Annotated in this window: 25 protein-coding genes and 1 pseudogene; 10 read left to right on the top strand and 16 right to left on the bottom strand. The window is 59.3% G+C overall.

Features of this window, described 5'->3' with window-relative positions:
• Positions 1 to 3 precede the first annotated feature (3 nt).
• The 3 genes from RDL77_RS09015 to RDL77_RS09005 all read left to right on the top strand — a co-directional run bounded on the left by RDL77_RS09015 (position 4) and on the right by RDL77_RS09005 (position 1,582).
• Positions 4 to 783 carry an ATP-binding cassette domain-containing protein gene (locus RDL77_RS09015; RefSeq protein WP_288192583.1) on the top strand — a complete coding sequence of 260 codons (780 nt, stop codon included), beginning with the start codon at positions 4 to 6 and terminating at the stop codon, positions 781 to 783.
• A 137-nt stretch (positions 784 to 920) separates the two neighbouring features.
• Complete coding sequence (locus RDL77_RS09010; RefSeq protein ID WP_288192582.1) at positions 921 to 1,169, top strand: plasmid stabilization protein; 249 nt, start codon at positions 921 to 923, stop codon at positions 1,167 to 1,169.
• The gene (locus RDL77_RS09005) at positions 1,166 to 1,582 is read left to right on the top strand and encodes a type II toxin-antitoxin system VapC family toxin (protein WP_288192581.1); all 417 of its coding nucleotides are present in this window, start codon (positions 1,166 to 1,168) and stop codon (positions 1,580 to 1,582) included. Before RDL77_RS09010 ends, RDL77_RS09005 begins: the two co-directional genes overlap by 4 nt.
• Positions 1,583 to 1,650: 68 nt before the next feature.
• Here the strand turns inward: RDL77_RS09005 and RDL77_RS09000 are convergent, their stop codons facing one another.
• The 14 genes from RDL77_RS09000 to sppA all read right to left on the bottom strand — a co-directional run bounded on the left by RDL77_RS09000 (position 1,651) and on the right by sppA (position 17,962).
• The gene (locus RDL77_RS09000) at positions 1,651 to 2,229 is read right to left on the bottom strand and encodes a NifU family protein (protein ID WP_223612265.1); all 579 of its coding nucleotides are present in this window, start codon (positions 2,227 to 2,229) and stop codon (positions 1,651 to 1,653) included.
• A 100-nt stretch (positions 2,230 to 2,329) separates the two neighbouring features.
• Positions 2,330 to 2,818 (bottom strand): universal stress protein, encoded by a 489-nt coding sequence (locus RDL77_RS08995; RefSeq protein ID WP_223612264.1) that lies wholly within the window; start codon positions 2,816 to 2,818, stop codon positions 2,330 to 2,332.
• 27 nt (positions 2,819 to 2,845) lie between these two features.
• Positions 2,846 to 3,925 carry a tryptophan--tRNA ligase gene (gene trpS, locus RDL77_RS08990; protein ID WP_223612263.1) on the bottom strand — a complete coding sequence of 360 codons (1,080 nt, stop codon included), beginning with the start codon at positions 3,923 to 3,925 and terminating at the stop codon, positions 2,846 to 2,848.
• 131 nt (positions 3,926 to 4,056) lie between these two features.
• Complete coding sequence (gene murJ / locus RDL77_RS08985; RefSeq protein ID WP_374042694.1) at positions 4,057 to 5,610, bottom strand: murein biosynthesis integral membrane protein MurJ; 1,554 nt, start codon at positions 5,608 to 5,610, stop codon at positions 4,057 to 4,059.
• A gap of 82 nt (positions 5,611 to 5,692) precedes the next feature.
• Positions 5,693 to 8,503 carry a [protein-PII] uridylyltransferase gene (locus RDL77_RS08980; RefSeq protein WP_223612261.1) on the bottom strand — a complete coding sequence of 937 codons (2,811 nt, stop codon included), beginning with the start codon at positions 8,501 to 8,503 and terminating at the stop codon, positions 5,693 to 5,695.
• 275 nt (positions 8,504 to 8,778) lie between these two features.
• On the bottom strand, positions 8,779 to 11,499 hold the full coding sequence (gene mutS, locus RDL77_RS08975; RefSeq protein ID WP_288192622.1) for a DNA mismatch repair protein MutS: 2,721 nt from the start codon (positions 11,497 to 11,499) through the stop codon (positions 8,779 to 8,781).
• Positions 11,500 to 11,646: 147 nt separating this feature from the next.
• A complete protein-coding gene (locus RDL77_RS08970; protein WP_223612260.1) occupies positions 11,647 to 12,486 on the bottom strand; it encodes a GNAT family N-acetyltransferase in 840 nt (279 codons plus the stop codon).
• Between the two features lie 157 nt (positions 12,487 to 12,643).
• A complete protein-coding gene (lspA, locus tag RDL77_RS08965) occupies positions 12,644 to 13,147 on the bottom strand; it encodes a signal peptidase II (RefSeq protein ID WP_288192580.1) in 504 nt (167 codons plus the stop codon).
• A gap of 5 nt (positions 13,148 to 13,152) precedes the next feature.
• Complete coding sequence (locus RDL77_RS08960) at positions 13,153 to 14,031, bottom strand: RNA methyltransferase (RefSeq protein WP_223612258.1); 879 nt, start codon at positions 14,029 to 14,031, stop codon at positions 13,153 to 13,155.
• Complete coding sequence (locus tag RDL77_RS08955; RefSeq protein WP_308526390.1) at positions 14,028 to 15,134, bottom strand: class I SAM-dependent rRNA methyltransferase; 1,107 nt, start codon at positions 15,132 to 15,134, stop codon at positions 14,028 to 14,030. Before RDL77_RS08955 ends, RDL77_RS08960 begins: the two co-directional genes overlap by 4 nt.
• A gap of 83 nt (positions 15,135 to 15,217) precedes the next feature.
• On the bottom strand, positions 15,218 to 16,192 hold the full coding sequence (locus RDL77_RS08950) for an ornithine cyclodeaminase family protein (RefSeq protein WP_288192579.1): 975 nt from the start codon (positions 16,190 to 16,192) through the stop codon (positions 15,218 to 15,220).
• A 24-nt stretch (positions 16,193 to 16,216) separates the two neighbouring features.
• Positions 16,217 to 16,546, bottom strand: coding sequence for a LapA family protein (locus tag RDL77_RS08945; RefSeq protein ID WP_105738045.1), 330 nt, complete (start codon positions 16,544 to 16,546; stop codon positions 16,217 to 16,219).
• A 69-nt stretch (positions 16,547 to 16,615) separates the two neighbouring features.
• Positions 16,616 to 16,897, bottom strand: a complete 282-nt coding sequence (locus RDL77_RS08940; protein ID WP_091878879.1) for an integration host factor subunit beta — start codon at positions 16,895 to 16,897, stop codon at positions 16,616 to 16,618.
• Between the two features lie 78 nt (positions 16,898 to 16,975).
• Positions 16,976 to 17,962, bottom strand: a complete 987-nt coding sequence (sppA, locus tag RDL77_RS08935; protein ID WP_288192578.1) for a signal peptide peptidase SppA — start codon at positions 17,960 to 17,962, stop codon at positions 16,976 to 16,978.
• A gap of 260 nt (positions 17,963 to 18,222) precedes the next feature.
• On the opposite strand from sppA, the gene lptC reads away from it, so the two are divergent.
• From lptC to ptsN, 6 genes and pseudogenes are all read left to right on the top strand, one after another.
• A complete protein-coding gene (gene lptC, locus RDL77_RS08930; protein ID WP_223612255.1) occupies positions 18,223 to 18,960 on the top strand; it encodes an LPS export ABC transporter periplasmic protein LptC in 738 nt (245 codons plus the stop codon).
• Positions 18,961 to 19,004: 44 nt separating this feature from the next.
• Entirely contained in the window at positions 19,005 to 19,640 is a 636-nt protein-coding gene (locus RDL77_RS08925; RefSeq protein ID WP_288192577.1) for an LptA/OstA family protein, read from the top strand.
• Between the two features lie 109 nt (positions 19,641 to 19,749).
• Positions 19,750 to 20,478, top strand: a pseudogene (gene lptB, locus RDL77_RS08920) (LPS export ABC transporter ATP-binding protein); the annotation flags it as partial.
• A 167-nt stretch (positions 20,479 to 20,645) separates the two neighbouring features.
• Positions 20,646 to 22,310, top strand: a complete 1,665-nt coding sequence (rpoN, locus tag RDL77_RS08915; protein ID WP_288192576.1) for an RNA polymerase factor sigma-54 — start codon at positions 20,646 to 20,648, stop codon at positions 22,308 to 22,310.
• Between the two features lie 207 nt (positions 22,311 to 22,517).
• Positions 22,518 to 23,111, top strand: coding sequence for a ribosome hibernation-promoting factor, HPF/YfiA family (gene hpf, locus RDL77_RS08910; protein WP_091878871.1), 594 nt, complete (start codon positions 22,518 to 22,520; stop codon positions 23,109 to 23,111).
• 60 nt (positions 23,112 to 23,171) lie between these two features.
• Positions 23,172 to 23,636: a PTS IIA-like nitrogen regulatory protein PtsN gene (gene ptsN / locus RDL77_RS08905; protein WP_105738035.1), complete on the top strand. Its 465-nt coding sequence runs from the start codon at positions 23,172 to 23,174 to the stop codon at positions 23,634 to 23,636.
• A gap of 60 nt (positions 23,637 to 23,696) precedes the next feature.
• Here the strand turns inward: ptsN and RDL77_RS08900 are convergent, their stop codons facing one another.
• Together RDL77_RS08900 and RDL77_RS08895 are read right to left on the bottom strand one after the other, a co-directional pair.
• Positions 23,697 to 24,242 (bottom strand): DMT family transporter, encoded by a 546-nt coding sequence (locus RDL77_RS08900; RefSeq protein ID WP_288192575.1) that lies wholly within the window; start codon positions 24,240 to 24,242, stop codon positions 23,697 to 23,699.
• Between the two features lie 6 nt (positions 24,243 to 24,248).
• Positions 24,249 to 24,593: a DMT family transporter gene (locus RDL77_RS08895; protein ID WP_288192574.1), complete on the bottom strand. Its 345-nt coding sequence runs from the start codon at positions 24,591 to 24,593 to the stop codon at positions 24,249 to 24,251.
• A 101-nt stretch (positions 24,594 to 24,694) separates the two neighbouring features.
• Here RDL77_RS08895 and RDL77_RS08890 point away from each other — a divergent pair, with 101 nt between their 5' ends.
• Complete coding sequence (locus tag RDL77_RS08890) at positions 24,695 to 25,552, top strand: LysR substrate-binding domain-containing protein (protein ID WP_223612251.1); 858 nt, start codon at positions 24,695 to 24,697, stop codon at positions 25,550 to 25,552.
• Positions 25,553 to 25,557 lie beyond the last annotated feature (5 nt).

The following is a 25,557-nucleotide window of genomic DNA, read 5'->3' as shown; positions in this document are numbered from 1 at the left end:
ATCATGAGCACTGCACAGACACCTCTCATCGACATGGACAATATCTCGATCGCATTCGGCGGTATCCGCGCGGTCGACGGTGCGTCCGTCAATCTCTATCCGGGCGAAGTGGTGGCCCTGCTCGGCCACAACGGCGCCGGCAAATCGACGCTGATCAAGATCCTGTCCGGTGCCTACAAGCGCGACAGCGGCACGATCAAGGTCAATGGCGAGGAAGCCTCGATCGGCAATCCGCGCGATGCCAAGGCCTACGGCATCGAGACGATCTACCAGACGCTGGCCCTGGCCGACAATGTCGACACGGCGGCCAATCTCTATCTCGGGCGTGAACTGATGACGCCGTGGGGCACGCTCGATGACGTGGCCATGGAACACAGCGCGCGCGCGGTGATGGGGCGGCTCAATCCGCGCTTCCAGCGCTTCAAGGCTCCGGTCAAGGCCCTGTCCGGCGGGCAGCGGCAGTCCGTCGCCATTGCCCGGGCGATCCTGTTCAATGCCCGCATCCTGATCATGGACGAGCCGACGGCGGCGCTGGGCCCGCAGGAAACCGCGCAGGTGGGCGAACTGATCAAGCAGTTGAAGAGCGAAGGCATCGGCATATTCCTGATCAGCCACGACATCCACGATGTCTTTCATCTCGCGGACCGGGTGGCTGTCATGAAAAACGGCCAGGTGGTCGGCACCGCCAAGGTGGGGGATGTCACCGAGGACGAGGTGCTCGGCATGATCATCCTCGGCAAATGCCCGCCCGGTGCCATACCCGGACCCGGCGCCGTGAACTGACAGTTTGTTTGCAAGCGTTTTCGCAGCAGCCCCGCCTTGCGGGGCTGTTTGCTTTCAGGAGATCAACCAAGAACAATCATCATTGAATACATTGCAGTCATTGATTAATATACCATCATTGATTGATGGAGGCGGCAATGGCCAGCATGACGATCCGGAATCTGGATGAACAGTTGAAGACGCGGCTGCGTGTTCGGGCCGCACAGCACGGAAAATCCATGGAGGACGAGGCACGCGATATTTTGCGCGCAGCATTGTCGAAAGAATCGGTTGTGCCAGCCAATCTTGCCGATGCCATTCACAACCGGTTCAAGGCGTTGGGCGGGGTTGAACTGCCGATGGCACCGCGGGAAGCGGCCCGCAATCCCGTGGATTTCAGCGAATGATTGTCCTCGATACAAACGTCATTTCAGAAATGATGAAACTGGAGCCGGATCCGCGTGTCGTGCAATGGCTTGCGGAACAGCCTGCGGTTTCATTGTTCACCACCACAATCACACAGGCGGAAATTTTGTACGGCCTGTCGCTGCTTTCGGAAGGAAAACGCAAATCTGCTTTGGTTGATATGGCGCGACTCATGTTCAGTGACGATTTCGCCGGTCGCATTCTGCCATTCGACGGTTCAGCGGCAGCAGTCTACCCGGATATCTTTTCAGAACGACGCCGGGCAGGTAAGTCGATCAGCCAGTTCGATGCGCAGATAGCGGCTATCGTGCAATCCAGAGGCGCGACGCTGGCGACGCGAAATGTAAAGGATTTTGCCGATTCCGGACTGGATATTGTCAATCCATGGCGATGAAAGCCATTGAGCTGGCAACAAAAAGGCCGCATCAAGCGGCCTTTTCATTATCAATATCTGGAAGCGCTTTAGATCGCTTCGACCTGCTGAACTTCCGGCACGAAGTGCTTCAGGAGGTTCTGGATGCCATGCTTCAACGTTGCTGTAGACGACGGGCAGCCGGAGCAGGCGCCCTTCATGTGCAGGTAAACCGTGCCGTTCTCGAAACCGCGGAAAGTGATATCGCCGCCATCCTGCGCAACGGCAGGGCGCACGCGGGTCTCCAGCAGTTCCTTGATCGTGTCGACGATCTCGGTGTCGGCCGTGTCGAAAAACTCGCCGTCGCCTTCCAGCTGGGCTGTGGCTGCGACCGATGTCGCGCTCGCCATGACAGGAGCGCCGGACATGAAGTGTTCCATGATCGCGCCGAGGATGGCCGGCTTCAGATGCTGCCATTCCGGGCCTTCGGCCTTGGTGACGGTGACGAAATCATAGCCGAAGAACACGCCCGTCACGCCGGGAACGGCAAAAATCTTGGCGGCGAGCAGCGAGGCTTCCGAAGCGGTTGCCGCATCGCGGAAATCTGCCGTGCCTTCCTCAAGCACAACCTTGCCAGGCAGGAATTTCAAGGTCGCCGGGTTGGGCGTTGCTTCGGTCTGGATGAACATGGCGGATATCTCGCGTGTCTAGTTTAGAACGGTTCAAAGGCATATAGGCCTTTCGGCCAGTCTCTTCAAGGCAAGAGTGTATCACGGTTTCAAGATGCAATCATGTGATTGCGTCAATATCCTCGTTTGAGAGATTATAGGGCACGACGGTGACGGGAATCGAGAAGGATTCGCGCCCGGCCAGGGTCTGAACCAGCGGGCCGGGGCCATCCTTGCCGGAACCGGCCGCCAGAACCAGAATGGCGATATCCTGGTCTTCCTCGATGAGCTTCTGGATCTGTTCGGCGGTAATGCCTTCACGCACCACAAGCTCGGATTCGATGTTGATGGTTTCCCGCACCGAAGCGGCAAACTTGCTCAGCGTCGAATGCGCCCGTTCCTCGGCTTCCGCCCGCATGATCTGCTCGACCCCCAGAAACTGCTGGAAGTCGGCGGAGTCGATGACAAACAGCAGGACCAGCACGCCGTTCGTGGTCTTGGCGCGGCGCGAAGCATAGGCAACCGCCCGCTCGCATTCCGGCGTTTCGTCGATCACCGCCAGGAACTTGCGGCGGTGCCCTGCTTCACGGCTGAGACGTCTTGATACCATCTGTTCAACCTGCCCTGACTGTTGAGCCTAATCCTGAAGGAATCCGACAATATCACGCACATTGCGCATCGTCTTCTCCGCCAATATAGCTGCACGCTCGCCGCCATTTTTCAGCACGGAATCGATATAGGCGGTATCGGCGGAAAGACGGCGCATCTCGCTGGCAATCGGCGCCAGCTTTGCCACGGCCAGATCGGCCAGCGCCGGCTTGAACACCGAGAACTGCTGGCCGCCGAAATCGCGGATGACGCCCGCCTTGTCCGTATCGGTCAGGGCGGCATAGATGCCGACGAGATTGTCGGCTTCCGGGCGATCGTTCAGGCCCTCGATATCCGATGGCAAGGGCTCGGAATCCGTCTTTGCCTTGCGGATCTTCTTCGAAATCGTGTCCTCGTCATCGGTCAGGTTGATGCGTGACAGGTCGGATGGATCGGATTTCGACATCTTCTTCGTGCCGTCGCGCAGGCTCATCACCCGCGCGGCCGGACCGCCGATGACCGGTTCGGTCAGCGGGAAAAAGCTCTGGATCGTTTCATCGCCGGACTGGGTCTCGATGCCGAGGCCGAGTTCCGCAATGCGATCGGAGAAGTCCGTGTTGAATTTCTGGGCGATGTCGCGTGTCAGCTCCAGATGCTGCTTCTGGTCTTCGCCGACCGGCACATGGGTGGCGCGGTAGACAAGAATATCGGCCGCCATCAGGTTGGGGTAGGCGAAGAGGCCGACCGAGGCGTTCTCGCGGTCCTTGCCTGCCTTGTCCTTGAACTGGGTCATGCGGTTCAGCCAGCCCATGCGCGCGATGCAATTGAACACCCAGGCAAGCTCGGCATGCTGGCGCACACGGCTCTGGTTGAAGACAATATGCTTCTCGGCATCAATGCCGGCGGCGAGGAACGCGGCGGTTACTTCGCGCGTGTTGCGCTGCAGCTCGGCCGGACCGCCCCAGACGGAAACCGCCTGCGTGATGGCGTGCTGGTCGACCACGCAGTAGATGCAATTGTTGTTTTCCTGCAAGGCAACCCAACGCCGCACCGCTCCCAGATAGTTGCCGAGATGCAGATTACCGGTTGGCTGGACACCGGAAAAGACGAGCGGCTCAAACGTGCTCATGAACAGTCCTTGATCGTTCGGGGACCGGGCCGTTCCGGCCCGGTGGCAATGGAGAGGAGGTTTTGGCAGAGCAGGGCGCTCTATTCAAGCCCTATCGGGATGGCAAAGGCTATTTGAGCGTCAGGAGACGCTCATGCCGCAGGGCCCTCCGGCGGCAAAACCGGTGCTTTGGCACCGCGTTTCACATTGCGGCGGATCATGCCGAAACTGGCGCCGCCGGTTGCGAATGCCAGGACGAAATAGACAACCATCGACAGCATGATCAGGCCGAAGACCACGGGCGCCTGGATATGCACCGGCGTGTGGGAGGCAAGATAGGGCGCGGCCCAATGGATGGCGTAATACAGGGCAACAGCCATGGCCGCCGCCGAAAAGATCAGGCGTGGAATGCGGGTGAGCAGCGGGATGTCGCGGCCCCAATGCCCACGCCACACCAGCGTTGCGAAGAGGAGAATGGCATTGACCCACCCGGCCGTCACTTCCGCCGTGGCAATGCCGGTTTCGGCCATCAGCGGAAACAGCGTCAGCGCCATGCTGACATTGATAACAACGGAAACCGCTGCAAAGATCATGGGTGTCTTGGTGTCTTCGCGGGCGAAGAAGCCGGGAATGAAAGCCTTGATCAGCACGAAGGCGGGCAGGCCAAGGCCGTAGACCGCGAGAATGTTGGATACGCGCCGCGTCGATTCGGCGGTGAATTCACCGCGCTCGAGCAGGAGGCGGATGATCGGCTCGGACATGACGAGCAGCGCCGCTGCAGCCGGCAGCGTCAGAAACAGGATGAACTCCACCGACCGGTTCTGCAGGCTGCCGGCTTCCCTGTGGTTACCGGAGCGCAATGCACGGGCAAGCTCGGGCAGCAGCACCGTTGCAACGGCAATACCCACCACGCCGAGGGGCAGCTGATAGACGCGGTCGGCATTGGCAAGCGACGTCACCGCGCCCTCCTTGCCGGAAGCGATGTTCGTGTTCACCAGAAGGTTGATCTGGGTGATGCCGCCGGTGATGGCCGCGGGCAGGGCCAGCACCAGCAGGCGCCGCACATTCGGCGTGAAGTGCGGCAGCCGGAAGCCGATGGAAATGCCGGCATTGCGCACGGCAAACCAGACGATGGCCAGTTGCACCAGTCCCGCCGCCATGACGCCCCAGGAGAGGCCGTAACCGATCGTGATACCGTCATGCCCCTTGTACCAGGCATAGGCGAGCACGCCGATCAGGATCACGTTGAGGAAAACCGGAGCGACGGCGGCGGCAAAATAGCGGTGCAGCGAGTTCAGCATGCCGCTCATCATCGCCGCCAGCGACATGCAGGCCAGATAGGGAAACATGATGATCGCCATCGACACCGTATTGCCGAACTTCACCGGGTCGTCGAGGAAGCCCGGCGCGATCACCGTGCGCACAATCAGCGGCATCGACAGTTCCATCAGAATGGTCAGCGCCATCAGCACGGTGAACAGGACGCCGAACACCTCCTCGGAAAAGCGCTTTGCCCCGTCCATGCCGTTCGCCTCGATCTCCTTGGCAAACAGCGGGACGAAGGCCGCGTTGAACGCACCCTCGGCAAACAGGCGGCGGAAGGTGTTGGGGAAACGGAAGGCGGCATTGAAGGCATCGGCGACGGGGCCGGTGCCAAGCGCCGCTGCCATCAGCATTTCTCGCGTCAGCCCGAAGACACGGCTCATCAGGGTGCCGGAAGCCACCGTCGCGAATTTTTTGACCAGACTCATATCTGTTCCAGATTCCGAATAAACATGGGTGCTGAACCTATTCTGCAGACATCAGGATGTTGTGCCGCTGCGGCTGGGCCGTGGTGATATCGCCTTCGCCGAACAGGGCGAGCAGCTTCTTGCGGATGCGGTTCTGCCGCGCCCCGTTGGTGACCTGGTGGCCGACAAGATCGGTGACGTAGAACACGTCGATGACCTTTTCGCCGAACGTCGTCACATGCGCCGAGGCGATGTCGAGCGACAGGTCGGAAATGACGCCGGTGATCTCGGAGAGCAGGCCCGGACGGTCCAGCCCCTCGACCTCGATGACGGTGAACTTGTTCGACAGCGTGTTGTTGATTTCGACGCGCGGCGTGATGCGGAACGCCTTGACCGCGCGTTTCGGCTTGGTGCGCGATGCCAGCATCTCCGGCAGGTAGGACTTGCCGGACAGCACATCCTCGATCAGGCGCCCCACCCGCATGGCGCGGCGGCGCTCGTCGTCATCGGTCGGGAATTCGCGGCTGATCAGGATCGTATCGAGCGCACGGCCGTCGCTCGTGGTGAAGATCTGCGCGTCGACGATATTGGCGCCGGCGGCAGCGCAGGCGCCGGCGATGATCGACAGAAGGCGCGGATGATCGGGCGAAAGCACCGTGATTTCGGTGACACCTTCGAAATCATGGGTTTTGACCATGGTCGCCAGGGTTTTTTCCGAACTGTCGGATTCACGCACGAAATTGGCATGGCGGATCTGATCATCCAGACTGACCGTCAGGAGATAGTTCTGATAGTGCAGGGCAAGATAGGACTGGCGCTCGAGCTGCGGCCAGGATGATAGGGCATGTTCGAGCTGCGCGCGGGCGTGGTCGGTGCGTTCCTTGCGCGACACTTCCGAGAAACCGCCGGTCAGCATCAGTTCGGTTTCGTAGAACAGGGTGCGCAGCAGCTGGCCTTTCCAGCCGTTCCACACGCCCGGCCCGACCGCCTTGATATCGCAGACGGTGAGGATCAGAAGCAGTTTCATCCGGTCGAGCGTCTGGACGATCTCGGCAAAGTCCTCGATGGTCTTGCGGTCATTGAGATCGCGCGACTGGGCGACCATGCTCATGGTCAGGTGCTGCTCGACCAGCCACGACACGGTTTCCGTATCGGATTTGGAGAGGCCCAGACGCGGGCAGACGCGCTTGGCGATGCGCGCACCGGCAAGTGAGTGGTCCTCCGGCCGGCCCTTGGCGATATCGTGCAGGAGCAGGGCGACGTAGAGCAGCTTCCGGTCCTTTTTCAGGGCTGGCATGATCTGGTTGGCCAGCGGATGCTCATTGCTGAGGTCGCCGTGATCGATCTCGGACAATACGGCGATGCAGCGCAAGAGATGCTCATCGACCGTGTAGTGATGATACATGTTGAACTGCATCATCGCGACGACCTTGCCGAAATCCGGGATGAACCTGCCCAGAACGCCGGATTCGTTCATACGCCGCAGGATAAGTTCGGGATTGCGCTCGGAAGTCAGGATTTCAAGAAACAGGCGGTTGGCCTCGGGATTTTCGCGCAAATCCGCCTTGATCAGCGACAGGGAACGGGTCACCAGCTGCATCGCATCGGGGTGGAGTTCGAGCCCATGCAGATCGGCCAGGTGGAACAGGCGGATGAGGTTGACCGGATCCTTCTGGAAAACGCCGTCATTGGCGATGGTGATGCGGTGATTGTCGACGACGAAATCCGACGTTCCCGGCAGTTTGCGCTTGCGGCGCGAGAAGGTGAGGAAAATCCGGTTGAAACCGGGAACATGTTTTGCCTGTTCTTCTTCCAGCGCGGCGCAGATGATGCGCGTCAGGTCGCCCACTTCCTTGGCGACAAGGAAGTAGTGCTTCATGAAGCGCTCGACATCGCGCTGGCCGGGATGTGCCGTATAGCCGAGCCGCTGGGCAATCTCGCTCTGGATGTCGAAGGACAGCCGTTCCTCTGCCTTGCCGGTATAGAAATGCATGTGGCAGCGCACGGCCCATAAAAGGTCTTCGGCCTTGCGGAAAATATTGTGCTCGGCGCGCGACAATACCCCGAGCTTGACCAGTTCGTCACTGGTCTTCACGTGGTAGTAATATTTGGCGATCCAGAACAGCGTGTGCAGATCGCGCTGGCCGCCTTTGCCTTCCTTGACGTTCGGTTCGACGAGATAGCGGGTCGCACCGGCCTTGCGGTGCCGTTCGTTGCGCTCGGTCAGCTTCGCCTCGATGAAGGCCGGTCCTGTCCCCTTGACGACTTCCGTATCGAAGCGGCGCACCAATGTGGTGAAAAGCTCGTCATTGCCGCAGACGTAGCGGGCTTCGAGAATACTGGTGCGGATGGTCATGTCGGCGAGCGACTGGCGGATGGATTCGTCGACATTGCGCGTGGCGTGGCCAACCTTCAGGCCCATGTCCCAGAGCATGTAGAGGATATACTCGACCACCTGCTCGCCCCACGGGGTCTGCTTGTAGGGCAGCAGGAACAGAAGGTCGATATCCGAGCCGGGCGCCAGCCCGCCGCGGCCGTAGCCGCCAACCGCCACCACCGTCATCCGTTCTGCCGTGGATGGATTGACCGAATGATAGACATGGGTGATCGCAAAATCGTAGAGCGCCGAAATGATCTGGTCCATCAGATAGGACAGGCGCACGGAGCAGCGTGTGCCGCCGCCGTCCTTTTTCAACATCTCCTCGGCAGTCTTGCGACCCGAAACGAGTGTCTCTTTCAGGAGCTGCAGCACGTCATTGCGATTGACGGAAGCGGCGCCTTGTTTTTTTGCCGCCTTGACCAGATCTTCAAACTGACGATGAAGTTTGGCCGGACTGACGATCTGTTCCAGTTTCAGGTCTGCGCTCATGAACACGACTTTATGAATGATGGCCGCACGCTATAGCGCGTATTTGCCATAAACGAAATGCTTACCTTTGAAGACACTGTACCCGCTAGTGGTCCGATTCTGACATTTGCAACCCATTGATACAGGCCATCCAGGCAAATGTCAGAATCAAAGGACCACTAGCAAGTAGATGGTCCTAGTGGAACTTTGAATTTGACATTCGCCTATCTCGCGTGATGTCAAACGGGTGCGAATGTCAAATTCGTTCCACTAGGGACAGATGTGCCCCCAAGTCTTCACGATGTCGGGTTTGTGGCGAGGCCTTTCAACCGGTAGAGCGCGTCAAGCGCCTCGCGCGGCGTCATTTCATCGGGATTGACCGTCGAAAGGGCTGCCAGCAGCGCACTGTCCTTGCCTTTGGCAGGCGCTTTCACCTCGCGCTTCACCTCAACGGAGAATAGCGGCAGATCATCGATCAGCTTGTCAGCCTTACCCGAGGTTTCACCGGCTTCCAGCTGGTGCAGAACGTCGCGGGCGCGGTTGACCACGGCTTCCGGTAATCCGGCCAGCCGCGCCACCTGCACGCCATAGGAGCGGTCTGCGGCGCCCTTGGCCACCTCATGCAGGAAGACGACGTCGCCGTCCCATTCCTTGACCCGCATGGTGACATTGCTCAGGCGCGTCAGCTTTTCCGACAGCGAGGTCATTTCGTGGAAATGCGTGGCGAAAATCGCCCGGCACTGGTTCTTCTCATGCAGATATTCCACCGCTGCCCAGGCAATCGACAGGCCGTCGAAGGTCGCGGTGCCGCGGCCGATCTCATCGAGAATGACCAGGGAATGGTCGCTGGCCTGATTGAGGATGGCGGCTGTTTCCACCATCTCCACCATGAAGGTCGACCGGCCGCGCGCCAGATCGTCCGATGCGCCGACGCGCGAGAACAGCCGGTCGACAATGCCGATATGCGCTGAACCGGCCGGGACGAACGATCCCATCTGCGCAAGAATGGCAATCAATGCGTTCTGGCGCAGGAATGTCGATTTGCCGCCCATGTTCGGTCCGGTCAGGAGCCAGATAGCACCCTTGGCCGTTCCTTGTGGTGACAGATTGCAGTCATTGGCGACGAACGGATTGGCAGCCTGACGGCGCAGGGATTGTTCCACGACGGGATGGCGCCCGGCAACGATCTCGAAAGCGAGACTGTCATCGACGAGGGGGCGGCAATAACCCTGCTCTTCGGCAAGGGCAGCGAGCGATGCCGAGACGTCGAGGGTTGCCAGCGCTGCAGCGCCGGCGCGGATTGCGTCGGCATTGGCAACCGTTTCCCCGGTCAGCGCGTCGAAAATGCCCAGTTCAATCGACAGCGCCCGTTCGGCGGCATTGGCGATTTTGGTTTCGAGTTCGGCGAGCTCCGTTGTCGTGAACCGCATCGCATTGGCAATGGTCTGACGATGGATGAATTTGCCCTTGGCTTCATCCGTATCGGTCATCACGGACGCATTGTTCGCCGTGACCTCGATGAAATAGCCGAGCACATTGTTGTGCTTGATCTTGAGCGAGCGGATGCCGGTCAGATCCATGTAATCGGCCTGGAGACCGGCAATGATGCGGCGGGAGTGGTCGCGCAAGGCGCGCATCTCATCGAGTTCCGCATTGTATCCGGGCCGGACGAAACCGCCGTCGCGTTTGAGCAGAGGCAGTTCGTCATCCAGCGCCCGGTCAAGGTGAGCGGCATAGTCGTGGGGCAGGCTGCCAAGGCAATCCCGAACGGCGGAGAGTTCGGCGGGAAGCACTTCCCTGCCCAGGAAAGAAGCGATTTGGGCGGCAGCCTCGAGTCCGCGCGCGAGTGCGCCGAGATCGCGCGGACCGCCGCGCCCGACAGCAAGGCGCGACAGGGCGCGGGGCATGTCCGGCACGCCCTTCAATGCTTCGCGGGTCAGATCGGCGAGGGATTGTCCGGTGAGAAAGCAGGAGACGGAATCGAGCCGCTCCGCAATGGCGGCGGGATTTGTCAGCGGCGAGGTCAGCCGCTCGGCCAACAGCCGGGCGCCGCCGCCGGTAACCGTGCGGTCAATGGATTTGAGCAGGCTGCCATCGCGATTGCCCGACAAGGTGCGCAGCATTTCCAGATTGGCGCGGGTGGCGGGGTCGATGAAAAGCGTGGAGCCTTCCGATTCCCGCTCCGGCCGCATCAACGGCGGACGTTCGGAAATCTGGGTTTTTTCCACATAGGCGATGGCGCCCGATATGGCGGAAAGCTCGGCGCGCGAAAAATGCCCGAAGCCGTCGAGCGTGGCCACGTCGAAATAGCGCTGTATGCGGTTTTCCGCCGTGGCGCTGTCGAAAAGGCTTGGCGGCTGCGGGCTGACGGAGCGTCCGATGACATCGAATGTCGGGCGCAGGTCCGGATCGTGAAACACCGGATCGGCAACGATCAGTTCGCGCGGATCGACGCGCAGAATATCGGCAAGCAGCCGCGACGGGTCAGTTTCGCTGACCCGGAACGTGCCGGTGGAAATATCGATCCAGGCGAGGGCAAACTGGCCCTGCGCCGCGCCTTTCACCCGTCCCAGCGTCATGAGATAGTTGGCTTCGGAGGGATCGAGCAGCTTTTCCTCGGTGAGCGTGCCGGGGGTGACCAGCCGCACGACATCGCGCTTCACCACGGATTTCGATCCGCGCTTGCGCGCTTCAGCCGGGTCTTCCACCTGTTCGCACACCGCAACCCGGAAGCCGCGCATGATGAGCTTCTGCAGGTAGTCGTCCGCCGCATGCACCGGTACGCCGCACATCGGGATATCCTCGCCCAGATGCTTGCCGCGCTTGGTCAGCGTGATCCCGAGCGCGCGGGACGCGGCTATCGCATCGTCGAAGAACAGCTCGTAGAAGTCGCCCATCCGGTAAAACAGCAGGCTGTCCGGATTGGTCGCCTTGATCTCGATATACTGCTCCATCATCGGCGTTGGGCGTGCCGAGCTGTCAGCCTCATAGGATGGTGTTTCCGCAGTGAATGGCATGTCGGCCAAGACGTTCTCCTGATTTTGACCGATTCCGATCAGAAGACCAATCTATGCGCTATCGGGAACTTTACACACCGTGCAGGCGCATCATCGGCGGTTTTCTCCACAGATGATGTTCGTCCTGCATGAGGCGAAAGTGGAATTTCAGTCGAAACGCTTGGCGTTCGAGATGTAATGGCTGACGTAGCGCGTGGAAATGCGGCTGACCGGCAGAATGATCAGCACGTCGGTCGTGCCGAAATCATGATCCACCACCGCACCGTCACCGATCATGGCACCAAGGCGCAGATAGCCCTTGATCAATGGCGGCATGGCGAACAGGGCAACCTTCGGATTGACCGCTTCGCTGGGAACGAGATCCATCGGCTGATACAGCGATGGCAGGGCCTGGACATCCCAGTCCGGCGTTGCGCGGCAATTGTGATGCAAGAACGACAGCGGCAGGGCATGCGCCGCCGGCACCGTTCCCTGGAAGGATGCGCAGCCGAACATCACGTCGATGGAGTGATAGCGGCAATAGCTCCAGATGCCCTGCCACAGCAGTTCGACCGTGCGCTTCGAGCGGTATTCCGGCAAAACACAGGACCGGCCGAGCTCAAGGAAATGCATCTGCGGCTTGGCAGCTACCAGACTGTCGATCGTATATTCGCTAGCCGAGTAAAAACCGCCTGTTTTGTGGGCAACTTCCGAGCGCATCAGCCGGTAGGTGCCGACGATCTGCTTGTGCTTGGGGCCAATGATCGAGGTGTCATAAACCAGGAGGTGATCGCATACGGGATCGAAACGGTCTGCGTCGCGCTGCTCCAGAGAAGCCGAGCCCTTGGCGCCGAGTTCATCGAAAAATACCTTGAAGCGCAGCTGCTGGGCAGAGACGATTTCGGCTTCGGTTTGCGCAAGGCAAACTTCCATCGTCCCAATGCGTCCAAGCACCGCGACAAGGTGTGGCGCCGTAAACGGCGAGGGTGTTGAATCAACCTGCGACATCGTGTGCTGATCTTTAAAGATAGACGCAGGTTCAAGCAAGGCGAAGCTCATAACGATTCGCTCTCATCATGGTTGATCGGCAATCACTAGATGCTTGAATACAACAATTGGATGACGGGCGCATGACGCGGGGGACACCGCAGATGCTGGGTTTTCCTCAGTTTCCCCCAGCTTGCCCCTTTGGCGTCTTGCGCTCGCGCAGCCAGACAAAAATTTCTTCAAGCACGACCAGTGCGGCGCCGACGGAAATGTGGGCATCGGCCAGATTGAAGACGGCAAAGGACCATGACGGCAGATGGAAAAGAATATAATCAACGACATAGCCAAGCAGGCTGCGGTCGATCAGATTGCCGATGGCACCGCCGATGATCAGCGCAAAGCCGATGCGCGAGATCCAGCGTGCCGGTACGGTGCTCCACCAGAGATAGCTGACAAAGGCGATGACGACGACGGTCAAGCCGATCAGGGCGAGGTCGTGCATGCCGCTGAGCATCGAAAATGCAATGCCATTATTGTGAACACGAAAAAGTGCCAGAAATGGCAGCAGATCGATCTGCTGCTGGTAATCCATGCCGGTCTCGACGAGATATTTGATGATCTGGTCGCTCGCCACGGCAAGCACCACAATCGCCAGCAGGCCGAAGAAGGATTTGCTTTTCATGGAGGTTATTTATCCTGTTTGCCGCCATCGAGTGTCAACGCCTCGCGGCGGATCTCGAACAGCATGACGCCAGTGGCAATGGCGAGATTGAGCGAATCCGCCCGGCCTTCCTGGGGAATGCGGGCCAGCTTGTCACAGGTTGAGGCCAGCGTGTCGGGGAGGCCCTGCTGCTCATTGCCCATCAGCAGAATGACCGGCTTGCCCTTGTAGGGAATGGTCCGGTAGTCGACAGCGCCTTTGAGGTGCGTGCCGACGATGAGTCCCGAAAATCCCTTTCGCCAGGAAAGGAATTCCGTTTCGTTCGTGCGTATCAGCGGGACGGCAAAGACCGAACCCATGGTGGCGCGCACGGTTTCGAGCGAAAACGGGTCCGTGGTGTCGCCGATCAGGATGATACCCTTGGCGCCTGCCGCATCGGCTGTCCGGATGATCGTGCCGAGATTGCCTGGATCGCGCACCCGGTCGAGCGCGACGTAAACATCGTTGCCCTGCGGTCGGGTGGCCGACAGGGGCTGCAGCTGCTGCTCGAACACGCCGACGACCATTTGCGGATTGTCGCGCCGGGTGATGGCGGAAATCACCTTCTCGTTGACCTCGAGCACGTCACCGCCCTTGGCAATCGTGCGGGCTGCCACCTGCTCGACAAGGGAATTGCCCTTGCCGGCCTTGGAATAGACAAGCGTCTTGATGACCCAGCCGAGATCGAGCGCGTCGATGACGAGTTTCAGGCCTTCGGCCAGAAACACACCCTGCTGGTCGCGGAACTTCTTCAGCGCCAGGGATCGCAGATCCTTGACGATCGGGTTGGTCAGGCTGGTGACTTCCTTGACCTTGCCGGGCCGCGCGATGGAGCTGCCGTGCTGGCGGTCGTCATGTCTGGTCATTTGGCACCCCAGCGGCTGAACAGGGACGTGGAAAGGGCGCGCCCGGAAGACCGTTCGCGCAGGATCAGTTCGCCGGACTGCACTTCGCCGCCAAGACCGGTAAAGGCATCGCGCATCAGCTCGTGAATGGCAAAGAACGATGCGCGGATGGAATAGGCGGTCAGCACCACGCCGAGCGGATTGGGCGTCAGGATCGACCGGCACAGATCGACCATGTCGGGCAGATTGTCGAAGAGCTGCCAGACCTCGCCATTCGGGCCGCGGCCATAGGCGGGCGGATCGAGCAGGATGATGTCATAACCGCTGCCGCGCCGCTCTTCGCGGGCGACAAACTTCATCGCATCCTCGCAAATCCAGCGGATGGGCTTGCCGGAAAGTCCGGCCATTTCCTGGTTTTCGCGGGCCCAGACGATTGCCTTCTTCGAGGCGTCGACATGAGTCACCTCGGCGCCCGCACGGGCGGCAACGAGCGAGGCGACGCCGGTATAGCCGAAAAGATTGAGCACCTTCACCGGGCGCTTTGCACCGCGAATGAGGCTGTCCATGTGCGACCAGTGCGTTCCCTGTTCGGGAAACACGCCCACATGCCGGAAGGAGGTGAAGCGGCCGAAGAAGGGAATGCCCTCATAGGCAAGCGGCCAGGTTTCGCCGAGCGGCACTTTGGGGAAATGCCAGCGTCCGACGCCTTCCTCATCCGTATTGCCGGTAAAGATCGCGTCAGCCTTGTCCCACTCGGCCTTGTTCCAGGCCGGGAGCCAGATGGCCTGGCCTTCCGGGCGGATGATCCGGTAGGGACCATATTGCTCGAGCTTGAGGCCGTTGCCGCTGTCGAGCAGCGCGTAATCATCGGAGGGCAGCGTTTCGAGGATCAGGCCGGTCTTTTCTGTCGGGCGCGGGCCGGTATGGCGGGGCAGGAACCGCCTTGGGGGCGGGTGGGGGCGCGGCGCCGTCGTGTCGCGCGCCTCATTGTTCGCCCGGGGGGGGGGGGTGGGAAAATGTGGGCGGGGGTTTTTCTGCTGCTGCCTGGGGGGGGCAGCTTTCGGTCCCGCGCCTTTCGGGCCGGTGCCCTTGGCCTTCCTGATTTTTCCGCCAGACGATTTCAAACCGTTATGCCCTCATATGCCCTTGGCCATCGCTCAATGGTGGTTTCCTATGCCAAGATGAGGAAAGGCGAAAGCAAAAACACTCAGGCAGAGGCTGCAATCGCCTTTTCATAGACCAGAATGCCGGCGGCAAGGTCTTCCAGCGCAGCGCCGACCGACTTGAACAGGGTGATTTCATCGGGCGACTGACGCCCCTTCACCGTTCCGCGGGTGAGATCGAACAGATCGCCGATCACGTGGCTGTCGCCGATGACGCCCGCCTTGATCGGCTGGACGAGGTCGCCGCCTTCCTTCAGCGCGCCTTCCCTGGTGTCGACAAACACCCGCGCACGCTTGACGCACTCATCGTCGCTTTCCCGCATGGCGGGGGTAAAGGCACCGATAAGATCGACATGCGCGCCCTTCTTCAGATGTCTGCCGAGAATAAGCGGTTCGGTCGACAGTGTGCCAGCGGCGATAATATCGGCGTCGGCGATGGCCGCATCCTTGTCGGTGACCGCCTTGGCATTGAACCCGTCAGCGACGAGATACGCCGCCACTTTGCGCGCATTGTCGATGCTGCGGTTCCAGATGGAAATCTCGCGGATCGGTCTGACGGAGCTGTGCGCGCGGGCAAGAAAGCCTGAGAGCGCGCCGGCGCCAAGGATAACGAGTTTGGATGCATCTTCGCGGGCGAGATAGCGGGCGGCAAGGGCGGAGGCGCCTGCGGTGCGCCATGTGGTCAAACGCTGCCCATCGATGAGGGCCTTGGGTTCCCCGGTCTTGCCATCGAGCAGCAGATAGACGCCCATGACGGCCGGTTTGCCGATGGCCCCATTGTCAGGCGACACTGTGACGATCTTGACGCCCATATAGCCCTTCGACGAATCGCCGAGCGCATCGAAGTCCGACCAGGCCGGCATCAGCAGAAGCGTCGATGCGGCGCCATCGGGGCGATCAACCGTGTGATGGTGGCGCACGGGTTGGATAACGCCCTGACGGAACGCCGTTTCAATGGCGTTGATCATGTCCGGCCAGTTCAACAGCCCGTCGACGTCAGCCGGAGAGACCAGTTTCATTGCAAATCCTTGAAAATATGCTGCTTAGTGCAGGGAGGGAAGATTGGGCGTGGACTGCGTGGCCGCCGATTTCCGCGCCTCCATGCGCAGGAGTTCGGTTTCCTGCTTGCGCTGGCGCGCCAGTTTGCGGTGCCGGCCCTGGTTGATCCAGGTGGCGAAACTGCCAAGGATCAGCCCGACGAAGAGAGCGAGAAACAGCCAGACGAAGAGGGGTGCGGCATAGGACAGGCCGGGATTGCCCGGATTGAACGGATCGATCGTAAAGGTCACCAGCCCGCGATTGGCCACCGACAGTGCAATCAGGATAACTGCCAGCGGCACGAGAATGAGGACGACAACGACGCGATTGATCATATCTCTCTCCAGGGTAACAGCACTTCACGTATCATCAGGCTATGAAGCCGCCCCAGCTTGTTGCTGCATTCAGTCGGCGTTCAGCCGGTCGCGCAGCTCTTTGCCGGTCTTGAAGAATGGCACCCACTTTTCCTCGACCTCGACGCTGTCGCCGGTGCGGGGATTGCGACCGCTGCGGGCGGGGCGGTTTTTCACCGAGAATGCACCGAAGCCACGAAGCTCGACCCGATTCCCTTCCGCAAGAGCGTCGGTGATCTCGTCGAAAATGGCGCCGACGATATTCTCGACATCGCGTTGAAACAGGTGCGGATTGCGGTTGGCAATGATCTGGACGAGCTCTGATTTGATCACGGCATAATCCCCTTCTGGTTCAAGTTCAAATGACACGGCCATTATGACTATGTCACTGATCCTGTAAGCTTAAATATTCTATTGCGCCCCTACGGGCCTGCCGTCAACGTGCCAAACAGAAACGAGCCCGTCAAGGAAGATGCGATCACCCGTCAAATCGCGCAGCAACCCGGTGCTTTCCTGCGGAATACCGAGATATTGCGCCAGCATTTTCAGCGCGGATTGGGACAGAAACGAGCTGAAGCTTGTCTTTTGTGCGGGTTTCCATTCGATGACCGGCAATTTCTCGTCAACGCCCTTGGTTTTCAGCCAGGCAATCGACTTGTCTTCCCCGCCAAGTTCGTCGATGAGTTTGTTGGCCAGCGCCTGTCTGCCGGTGAAGACCGATCCGTCGGCCAGCGCAAGCGTCTGTTCGCGGGTAAAATTGCGCCGTTCCTGAACGATTCCGACGAACCAGTCATAGGAATCCATGATCATGCGATGGATCATGGCTTTGGCTTCGTCGCTGGCGGGGTTGAAAAAATTCGGTTCGGCTTTCAGCGGACTGGATTTGATTGTCTCCACCTTGACGCCGACCTTCGTCAGCAGCTCGGAAATATCGGGATACTGGAACAGCACGCCGATCGATCCGACGATGGAGGACTGGCGTGCGACAATATGGTCCGAACCGCTGGCGATCATGTAGCCTGCCGAGGCCGCCAATGTTCCGACCTGCGCAACAACGGGCTTTTTCGCGGCGATCTTGCGCACGGCTTCATAGATGGCTTCGCCGCCTGCCGTGGTGCCGCCCGGTGAATCCACCGAAAGGATAACGCCCTTCACAGCGGTGGAATCGGCGACTTCGCCCAGACGCTTGATGAGTTCGTCATTCTCGAAAATCGTGCCTTCAACACGGATTTTGGCGATATGCGCTGCGGTTTTGCCGGAAAGGCGGTCGGAACCGGAGAGAAATCCGTAAAGCCCGATCAGGGCGAGCGCGACAACCAGAAGGGAAAGCACACGCCAGAATGTCAGCTTGCGCCGGAGACGGCGCCTGTCGATGATTGCGTCAGCTGTGTTTGCCATCGTATCGTCCGTTTCCTGTGCAATTCAGTGCAAGCATTCTTCTGCGGCAACATTCCGAGGAAGTCCAGACCCCCGGGGTTCAGCACATTGCCCCATATAGGCAATTGGCGCTGCACCTTGTATATGAGTGGATGACGGCATATTTGTTCGATCAAATGCAACGTGTCCCATAGACCCTGGTTCATTTCATCGAAAAATAACCATATTGGCGTTCAACTAACAGGGCGCCAACACATCGCAATCGGTAGTATAGCCAATACATGTCCATTGAACTGAAACATACGCATCCAAACGGCGATGCAACAGCGGCTGCTGCGCAGCATGCGGAAGTTGCGCGGCAATTTTCTGCCACCGAGAAGGATTCGCACGTTTTTCGCGCTGCGGAACGCCATTCGCGGCGCGTGCGCTTCATGAAATTTGCCTTGCCTGCCGTCGCCGTGATCGGCGCTGCGGTTTTCTCATGGTTCACATTTTTCTCCACGACGAACATCCCGAGCAATATCACTTTGGACAGTGCGGGCATTCAGGATGGCAAGCTGGTCATGACCAATCCCAAACTGGATGGCTTTACCAAGGACAAGCTCCCCTACAAGATGAGTGCGGAACGGGCGCTGCAGGATGTCGGCAACAGCTCGCTGATCACGCTTGAGAATATCAGCGCGGAAATTCCGGTTGGCCAGGATCTGCGGGCGCAGGTCAACGCCAAGGGCGGCCTTTACGACAATGCCAACCGCCAGTTGAAGCTTGACAACAACATAACGCTGACAACCTCGGACGGCATGAAAGCACAGCTGAAATCCGCCGATATCAATATACAAGAAAACTCGATGTCGACCGATCAGCCTGTCAAGATCGAAAATAGCAGTGCCAGTATCGTCGCAGACAGTATGAAAATTACTCAGAGTGGCAAAGTAATGGTCTTTGAAAAGGGGGTCAGGCTTGTCATTCAGCCCGCAAAGCTGCATGAAGGTCGCAACGAAGCCAAATCACCGCAGTGATTGCCGGCCAGGTGGGGATATCCCGGATTTAGGAGATTGAGACAATGTCGCGCGGGACAAGACTGATCAGCATTTCGACTGTTGCATTGGGCATTTGGGCATCCTCCATGATTGGTCCTGTTGCAGCGCAGGATGCGAGCAAGGCCGGCGGCCTGAACAACGGCATGAAGCTTTCGAGTGATCAGCCCATTCAGATCGATTCCGATCGCCTCGACGTGCATAATGATGTGGGTACTGCCACCTTCACCGGCAATGTAACGGTCACCCAGGGAACGACGCTGATGAAGGCGGGTTCCATGATCGTTTACTACGTCAAGAAGCCGGAAAAGACCGACGCGGAAAAAGCCGCCGACAAGGCAGCCGCCAAAACAGAGACCAAGGCAGCCGCGCCTGCGGGCGCAGGCGCCCAGGACATCGACCACATCGAGGTCAATGACAAGGTCTACGTGAAGTCCGAAGATCAGGTTGCCACGGGCGACCATGGCACGTTCGACATGAAGACGCAGGTTCTGGTTCTGACCGGCAGCAAGGTCGTTCTCTCGCAGGGCGATAATGTTGGCGTCGGTTGCAAGCTGACCGTGCAGATGAAGAGCGGTCAGGCCCAGCTGGAAAGCTGCAAGAATGGACAGACCGGCCGCGTTTCTATCGTCGTTGCGCCGAAGAGCGCTCCGAAGAACTAGGCCGGCGGTATAAGTGTCCCTGTTTTCCCGTCGATCCGCAAAGACCCCCACATCGCCAGACGCGCGCATTTCCCAGGAGATGCGTGCCGCCGATCCGTCGGCGACGGACCGGATGAAGGGTACGCTTGTCGCCCGTGGCATCACCAAGAGCTATAATGGCCGTCAGGTGGTCAATGGTGTTTCCTTCGGTGTGCGGGCCGGCGAAGCGGTCGGTATTCTCGGCCCGAACGGTGCCGGGAAGACCACCTGTTTCTATATGGTCACCGGCCTGGTGCCGGTCGACAAGGGCAATATCGAAATCGATGGCTTTGATGTGACGACGATGCCGATGTATCGCCGCTCGCGCCTCGGTATCGGCTATCTGCCGCAGGAAGCCTCGATTTTCCGCGGCCTCTCCGTGGAAAACAACATCAAGGCCGTGCTCGAAGTAGTCGAGAAGGACCGCACCGCACGGGCGCAGGAACTGGATTCCCTCCTGGAAGAGTTTCATATCGCCCATCTGCGCAAGGCACCGGCGCTTTCCCTCTCCGGCGGTGAACGCCGCCGGCTGGAGATTGCCCGCGCCTTGGCCTCACGGCCCAATTTCATGCTGCTTGACGAGCCGTTTGCCGGCGTTGATCCCATTGCGGTCTCCGATATCCAGCAGCTCGTCCGCCATTTGACCAGCCGCGGCATCGGCGTTCTCATCACGGACCACAATGTGCGTGAAACGCTGAAGCTGATTGACCGCGCTTACATCATTCATGCGGGGCAGGTTCTGACCCACGGCCGTCCGGACGAGATTATTGCGAATCCGGATGTCCGGCGTCTTTATCTCGGTGATCAGTTCAAGCTCTGATTTTATCAATTTCTGGCAGATTTTTGCCAGAAATTACTCGCCTCTGCGTGAATCCAGATGAATCTTTCCGAAAAGAGTCGTTTTTTGCCTTGCTGGAATTGACAAGCAAGGATTGGGCCATTTCTGTACATTGAGAAGAATTTCGTACAGGAGTACCCGCGTTCACCATGGCCCTGTCGCCAAAACTCGATCTGAGACAAACCCAGTCTCTGGTGATGACGCCGCTGCTCATGCAGTCGATTCGGCTGCTGCAATTGTCCCATGTCGAACTCGAGCAATTCATCGAGCAGGAGATCGAAAAGAATCCGCTGCTGGAGCGCGATGAAACGGCAAATGAACATTTTTCCTTCGAAAGCCGGGATACGTCCGATGATCGCGGGCCGGGAGAAGCCGGCGACTATTCGCGCGGTGTCAATCATGGTGACGCCGACGAAAGCCGCGACGGGGGCAGCGCAAGTGAGCAGAACGACCATTGGCTTGTCAGCGGCGAGTCGACCAGTTCAGGCTCCATGTCCGAGACGTTCGACAGTTCTCTCGAGAATATCTTTCCGGATGATCCTGGAACCCACGACTTCATCGCTGGCGATCTGGCCTCGCAATGGAAATCGTCATCGGGTGACGGATATGTGTCGACGGGCGGCGAGGGGTTCAATCTCGAACAGGTGACCGCATCGCCGTTGACGCTGCGCGACCACGTCGGCGAGCAGATCATTTTTGCCTTTGAGGATGCGGTGGACCGCCTGATTGCAGCGGAACTCGCCGATTACCTCGACGAAATGGGCTATCTGCGCGTCGATGTCGAGGAGATTGCCGAACGGCTGGGCACCGATGCGGCCCATATCGACAGACTGATCGCGGTTTTGCAGACATTCGAACCGGCGGGGCTGTTTGCCCGTGATCTGGCTGAATGTCTGGCTCTGCAACTGCGTGCAAAAAACCGGCTCGATCCGGCGATGACGATGCTTCTGCAAAATCTGGAACTCCTGGCGAAACGGGATTTTCAAAGCCTGAGAAAGCTGTGCCGGGTCGCCGATGCCGATCTGCTCGATATGCTGCAGGAGATACGCCTGCTCGATCCAAAGCCGGGAACGGCCTTCTCCTCGGGTGTGGCCGACAGCATCATCCCGGACGTGCATGTCGACATGGCGCCGGACGGGACGTGGAATATCGAGCTCAATCCGGATGCTCTGCCGCGGGTCCTCGTCAACAACACCTATTATGCGACCATTGCAAAGGTAACGGCTTCCCCGGCTGAAAAGGGGTTTCTGAGCGAATGCCTGCAAAATGCCAACTGGCTGACGCGCAGCCTGGATCAGCGCGCCCAGACCATTTTGAAGGTGGCGACGGAAATCGTGCGCCAGCAGGCGGAGTTCCTGCAATTCGGCGTTGCCCACCTGAAGCCGCTCAATTTGAGAAATGTGGCTGACGCCATCGGCATGCACGAGTCGACCGTCAGCCGCGTCACCGCCAACAAATACATGCTGACGAAGCGCGGCGTCTTCGAGTTGCGCTATTTTTTCAATGCGGGGATTTCGGCCACCGAAGGCGGCGAGCAGCATTCCTCCCAGTCCGTGCGGCATCAGATCAAGCTGCTGATCGACAGTGAAAAGCCGGACGATATTTTATCGGACGACACGATCGTGGATCTTCTGAAGGGCCAGGGCGTTGAGATTGCACGGCGTACGGTTGCCAAGTACCGCGAGGCGATGAACATCGCATCCTCGGTGCAAAGGCGCCGGGAGAAAAAAGCGGAGGCTTCTGTGCGCAAGGGTGACGGAAACTCTGGATTCATCCGCCGCACAGGTGTAGAATCGAGGCGAGCGGGTAAATGAACCGAGCCATAGAAGCTTGGTCAAGGGAGAGTGAAGCGCCGGTGATTTGCATCGATTGAAGCGAAAGCGCGCCTTTTGGAGATGAAGAATCAGAAAGTGAAATGTGATGGATCACTCGCATGGAATGTGCGGGATGTCTTTGCTCGTCTCTCAACAACAGTGTAGATTGGCTCGGGCAATGAAAAGTCACAATGAAGGTGAGGTATCATGAGTCTGCGTGTATCTGGGAAACATATGGACATTGGTGACGCTTTCCGCATTCGCATTGACGAACGGATCGGTGAGATGGTGACCAAATATTTCGATGGCGGATATACAGGCCACGTCACAGTGGAGAAACAGGGGTCGCGCTTTATCGCCGATTGCCTGATCCGTCTCGATACCGGCACGGTGCTGCAGGCAGCGGGCGAGGCACAGGATCCTCAGCTTGCTTTTGATGCAGCCGGAGAACGCGTGGACAAACGCCTTCGCCGTTACAAGCGGCGTCTGAAATCGCATCAGGCGCCCGGCTCGAACGGTGTTTTCGACGATATTTCCTACCGGGTCGTCGCCCCTGTACCGGATGAAGATGAGGACATTCCGGAGGATTACGCGCCGACAATCGTGGCTGAGACATCGATGGCGCTCAGAAGCATGAGTGTCGCATCCGCCGTGGTCGAGCTCGATCTGAAAGATAGTCCAGTGGTTGTCTTCCGTAACTCTGGCAGTACGCAGGTGAATATCGTATACCGCCGCGCTGACGGCAACATCGGCTGGATCGATCCATCGGCCGTGGCCGGTCAGAACGGCGCCGGGTCTTAGGCGAAATTTGAACTACCGTCCGCGCCCAAAGCGCGGACGGTAACAGGAAGGAAGAGAATAATGGATCTGGGTGACCTCATTCAGCCCGACGCTGTCCTGCCCGCATTGAAAGTCAATTCCAAAAAGCAGCTTTTGCAGATCATGTCGGAGAAGGCTGCCGCCTTGACCGGTTTGACGGAGCGGGAAGTGTTTGACACCGTCCTGCAGCGCGAGCGCCTTGGCTCGACCGGTGTTGGCAATGGCATTGCCATCCCGCATGGCAAGATCAACAGCGTCAAACGCATCACCGGGGTCTTCGCACAGCTCGAAACCCCCGTGGATTTCGAAGCGCTGGACGATCAGCCCGTCGATATTGTTTTTCTTCTGCTGGCGCCGGAGAATGCCGGCGCCGATCATCTGAAGGCTTTGTCGCGGATTGCCCGCATGCTGCGCGATCCCGAGCGGATTGCCAAATTGCGCACCGCCCATGATGCGACCCTTATCTATGAATTGCTGACGGCGCAGCCTGCCTCCAACGCCGCCTGATTCTTTTGCATCTTTTGACGAAAAGCCGCCTCCGGGCGGCTTTTTCATGTTCCCGGGGAGTCAAGCTGCCGAAATCCGCCGCCAGGGAATTTGCCACCCGAGCCGCACGCCCAGCGTACCGCAGGCAATCAGCAGCATGCCGGCGGCTTGTGCCATTCCCAGCGGGTGTCCGTAAATTGCCCAGTCCACGATGATGGCGACGATCGGATAGATGAAGGTCAGGACGCCGATGACCGGCGTCGACAGGCGCGGATAGGCCGAATAGATCAGGATATAGGCAATGCCCGTATGGAGGATGCCGATACTGGTCAGCCAGCCCCAGGATGCCAGCGGCACGGGCTCCGCCCAATTGGCAAAAGGCGCGAGCATGACGATGCCGACGATGGTTTGGCACAGCACCGTGATTTCCGGCCGTTGCTCGCCGAGGCCCTTGGCGAGAATGGTTGCGGCGGCATAAAGCATCGCGGCACCAAGCGACATGACGATCCCAAGAATCCATAGCGTGCTGACCGGTGCCGTCGCGCCGACAAGGCCGCTGGGCAGGACGAAGCAGAGAAAGGCGCCGAGGATCAAGATGATCTGATCGACGGGGGGGCGTTCCTTCAAAAGGGCTCAGCCGATGCGAAGAACGAAGCACGGCTGGATGTGATAGACGATCGTGGTGGTTGCAATCGACGTCATGCGGAATCCGGCAAAAAACGATACCCAGCTGAGTACCATGCAGATGCCGCCGAGCGCTGCCCGGCCCAGCCGCGGCCAGGAGAGGGTCCGGTCGGGAAGATAGCCGCGCAGGAAACACCAGGCTGCGAGGAAGACCATGCCGAAAACACAGCGCCAGAAGACGATGGTGACCGGATCGAGCCGTGTTTCCGTTGCAAAGGCACCGACCGTCCCGATGATGGCCATGGCGATGGCCAGCCGTGCTGCAGGAAAACGATCGGATATCGGGTCAGGCATGTGGGTCATCCCCGTGGAAAAGGATGTCCAGTTAGCGCCGTTGGCTGCCACCAAACAAACGAATAGATTTGGAACAAACTATTCGCTATATTGATAGCATTATGGCTGCACCCCTCGACCTCGATCTCCTGCGGACCTTTGTGACTGTCATCGAAACCGGCAGCCTGTCGGCGGCTGCCCCGCGTGTCGGCCGCAGCCAGTCGGCCGTCAGCATGCAGATGCAGCGGCTGGAACAGGCGGTGGGCAAACAGCTGCTTATTCGCAACCCCCGGTCCGTCGAGCCGAACCTGGCCGGCGAGAGTTTTCTCAATTATGCGCGGCGGTTGCTGCGTTTGTCGGATGAGGCCTGGGCCAATGTCACCCGCCCCGAGGAAACCGGCAGCGTGCGGCTTGGCGTGCCCGATGACTATGCGGCATTCCTGCTGCCGCCCGTTCTGTCGCGGTTTGCCGAGGAGCATCCGCTGGTCACCGTCGAACTGGTCTGCGAGCAATCCACCTCGCTGGTCAAGGCGATCGATGAGGACCGGGTCAATCTGGCGATTGTCACCCGCGGGGCCACCCAGCCGCTGGAGGTGATCCGCCGCGAGCGCTTGATCTGGGTGGCATCACCGACCCATGTCGCCTGGGAAAATGACCCGCTGCCCATCGCTCTGTTTGAACCCGGCTGCGCCGCGCGCATGAACGTGCTGGACGCGCTGGGGGATGCGGATCGCAGCTATCGCTGCACCTATTCCAGCGCCAGCCTGCTCGGACTGATCGCCGTGGTGCAGGCCGGGCTGGCGGTGGCTGCGCTTGCCGCGTGCAGCGTGCCGTCGACCCTGCGCGTTATCGGCGAGAATGAAGGCCTGCCGCCGCTGCGTGATCTGGAAATCGGCATCATGCGCAGCCCGGTGTCATCCAGTCCGGCCATTGACCGGCTGAATGATTTTCTGCGCCGCGAATTGGCGCAGATTGCGTAAGATCT

The organism is uncultured Phyllobacterium sp., assembly GCF_902479695.1.
GTDB lineage: Bacteria > Pseudomonadota > Alphaproteobacteria > Rhizobiales > Rhizobiaceae > Phyllobacterium > Phyllobacterium calauticae.
The sequence above is the reverse complement of the archived record's forward strand: the minus strand, read 5'-3'. Positions and strand labels throughout refer to the sequence as shown.

What these genes read in the sequence shown, in the direction of transcription:
- RDL77_RS09015 (WP_288192583.1), top strand. Translation starts at nt 4, where the DNA reads ATGAGCACTGCACAGACACCTCTCATCGACATGGACAATATCTCGATC.
- RDL77_RS09010 (WP_288192582.1), top strand. Translation starts at nt 921, where the DNA reads ATGGCCAGCATGACGATCCGGAATCTGGATGAACAGTTGAAGACGCGG.
- RDL77_RS09005 (WP_288192581.1), top strand. Translation starts at nt 1,166, where the DNA reads ATGATTGTCCTCGATACAAACGTCATTTCAGAAATGATGAAACTGGAG.
- RDL77_RS09000 (WP_223612265.1), bottom strand. Translation starts at nt 2,229, where the DNA reads ATGTTCATCCAGACCGAAGCAACGCCCAACCCGGCGACCTTGAAATTC.
- RDL77_RS08995 (WP_223612264.1), bottom strand. Translation starts at nt 2,818, where the DNA reads ATGGTATCAAGACGTCTCAGCCGTGAAGCAGGGCACCGCCGCAAGTTC.
- trpS (WP_223612263.1), bottom strand. Translation starts at nt 3,925, where the DNA reads ATGAGCACGTTTGAGCCGCTCGTCTTTTCCGGTGTCCAGCCAACCGGT.
- murJ (WP_374042694.1), bottom strand. Translation starts at nt 5,610, where the DNA reads ATGAGCCGTGTCTTCGGGCTGACGCGAGAAATGCTGATGGCAGCGGCG.
- RDL77_RS08980 (WP_223612261.1), bottom strand. Translation starts at nt 8,503, where the DNA reads ATGAGCGCAGACCTGAAACTGGAACAGATCGTCAGTCCGGCCAAACTT.
- mutS (WP_288192622.1), bottom strand. Translation starts at nt 11,499, where the DNA reads ATGCCATTCACTGCGGAAACACCATCCTATGAGGCTGACAGCTCGGCA.
- RDL77_RS08970 (WP_223612260.1), bottom strand. Translation starts at nt 12,486, where the DNA reads ATGTCGCAGGTTGATTCAACACCCTCGCCGTTTACGGCGCCACACCTT.
- lspA (WP_288192580.1), bottom strand. Translation starts at nt 13,147, where the DNA reads ATGAAAAGCAAATCCTTCTTCGGCCTGCTGGCGATTGTGGTGCTTGCC.
- RDL77_RS08960 (WP_223612258.1), bottom strand. Translation starts at nt 14,031, where the DNA reads ATGACCAGACATGACGACCGCCAGCACGGCAGCTCCATCGCGCGGCCC.
- RDL77_RS08950 (WP_288192579.1), bottom strand. Translation starts at nt 16,192, where the DNA reads ATGAAACTGGTCTCTCCGGCTGACGTCGACGGGCTGTTGAACTGGCCG.
- RDL77_RS08945 (WP_105738045.1), bottom strand. Translation starts at nt 16,546, where the DNA reads ATGATCAATCGCGTCGTTGTCGTCCTCATTCTCGTGCCGCTGGCAGTT.
- sppA (WP_288192578.1), bottom strand. Translation starts at nt 17,962, where the DNA reads ATGGCAAACACAGCTGACGCAATCATCGACAGGCGCCGTCTCCGGCGC.
- lptC (WP_223612255.1), top strand. Translation starts at nt 18,223, where the DNA reads ATGTCCATTGAACTGAAACATACGCATCCAAACGGCGATGCAACAGCG.
- RDL77_RS08925 (WP_288192577.1), top strand. Translation starts at nt 19,005, where the DNA reads ATGTCGCGCGGGACAAGACTGATCAGCATTTCGACTGTTGCATTGGGC.
- rpoN (WP_288192576.1), top strand. Translation starts at nt 20,646, where the DNA reads ATGGCCCTGTCGCCAAAACTCGATCTGAGACAAACCCAGTCTCTGGTG.
- hpf (WP_091878871.1), top strand. Translation starts at nt 22,518, where the DNA reads ATGAGTCTGCGTGTATCTGGGAAACATATGGACATTGGTGACGCTTTC.
- ptsN (WP_105738035.1), top strand. Translation starts at nt 23,172, where the DNA reads ATGGATCTGGGTGACCTCATTCAGCCCGACGCTGTCCTGCCCGCATTG.
- RDL77_RS08895 (WP_288192574.1), bottom strand. Translation starts at nt 24,593, where the DNA reads ATGCCTGACCCGATATCCGATCGTTTTCCTGCAGCACGGCTGGCCATC.
- RDL77_RS08890 (WP_223612251.1), top strand. Translation starts at nt 24,695, where the DNA reads ATGGCTGCACCCCTCGACCTCGATCTCCTGCGGACCTTTGTGACTGTC.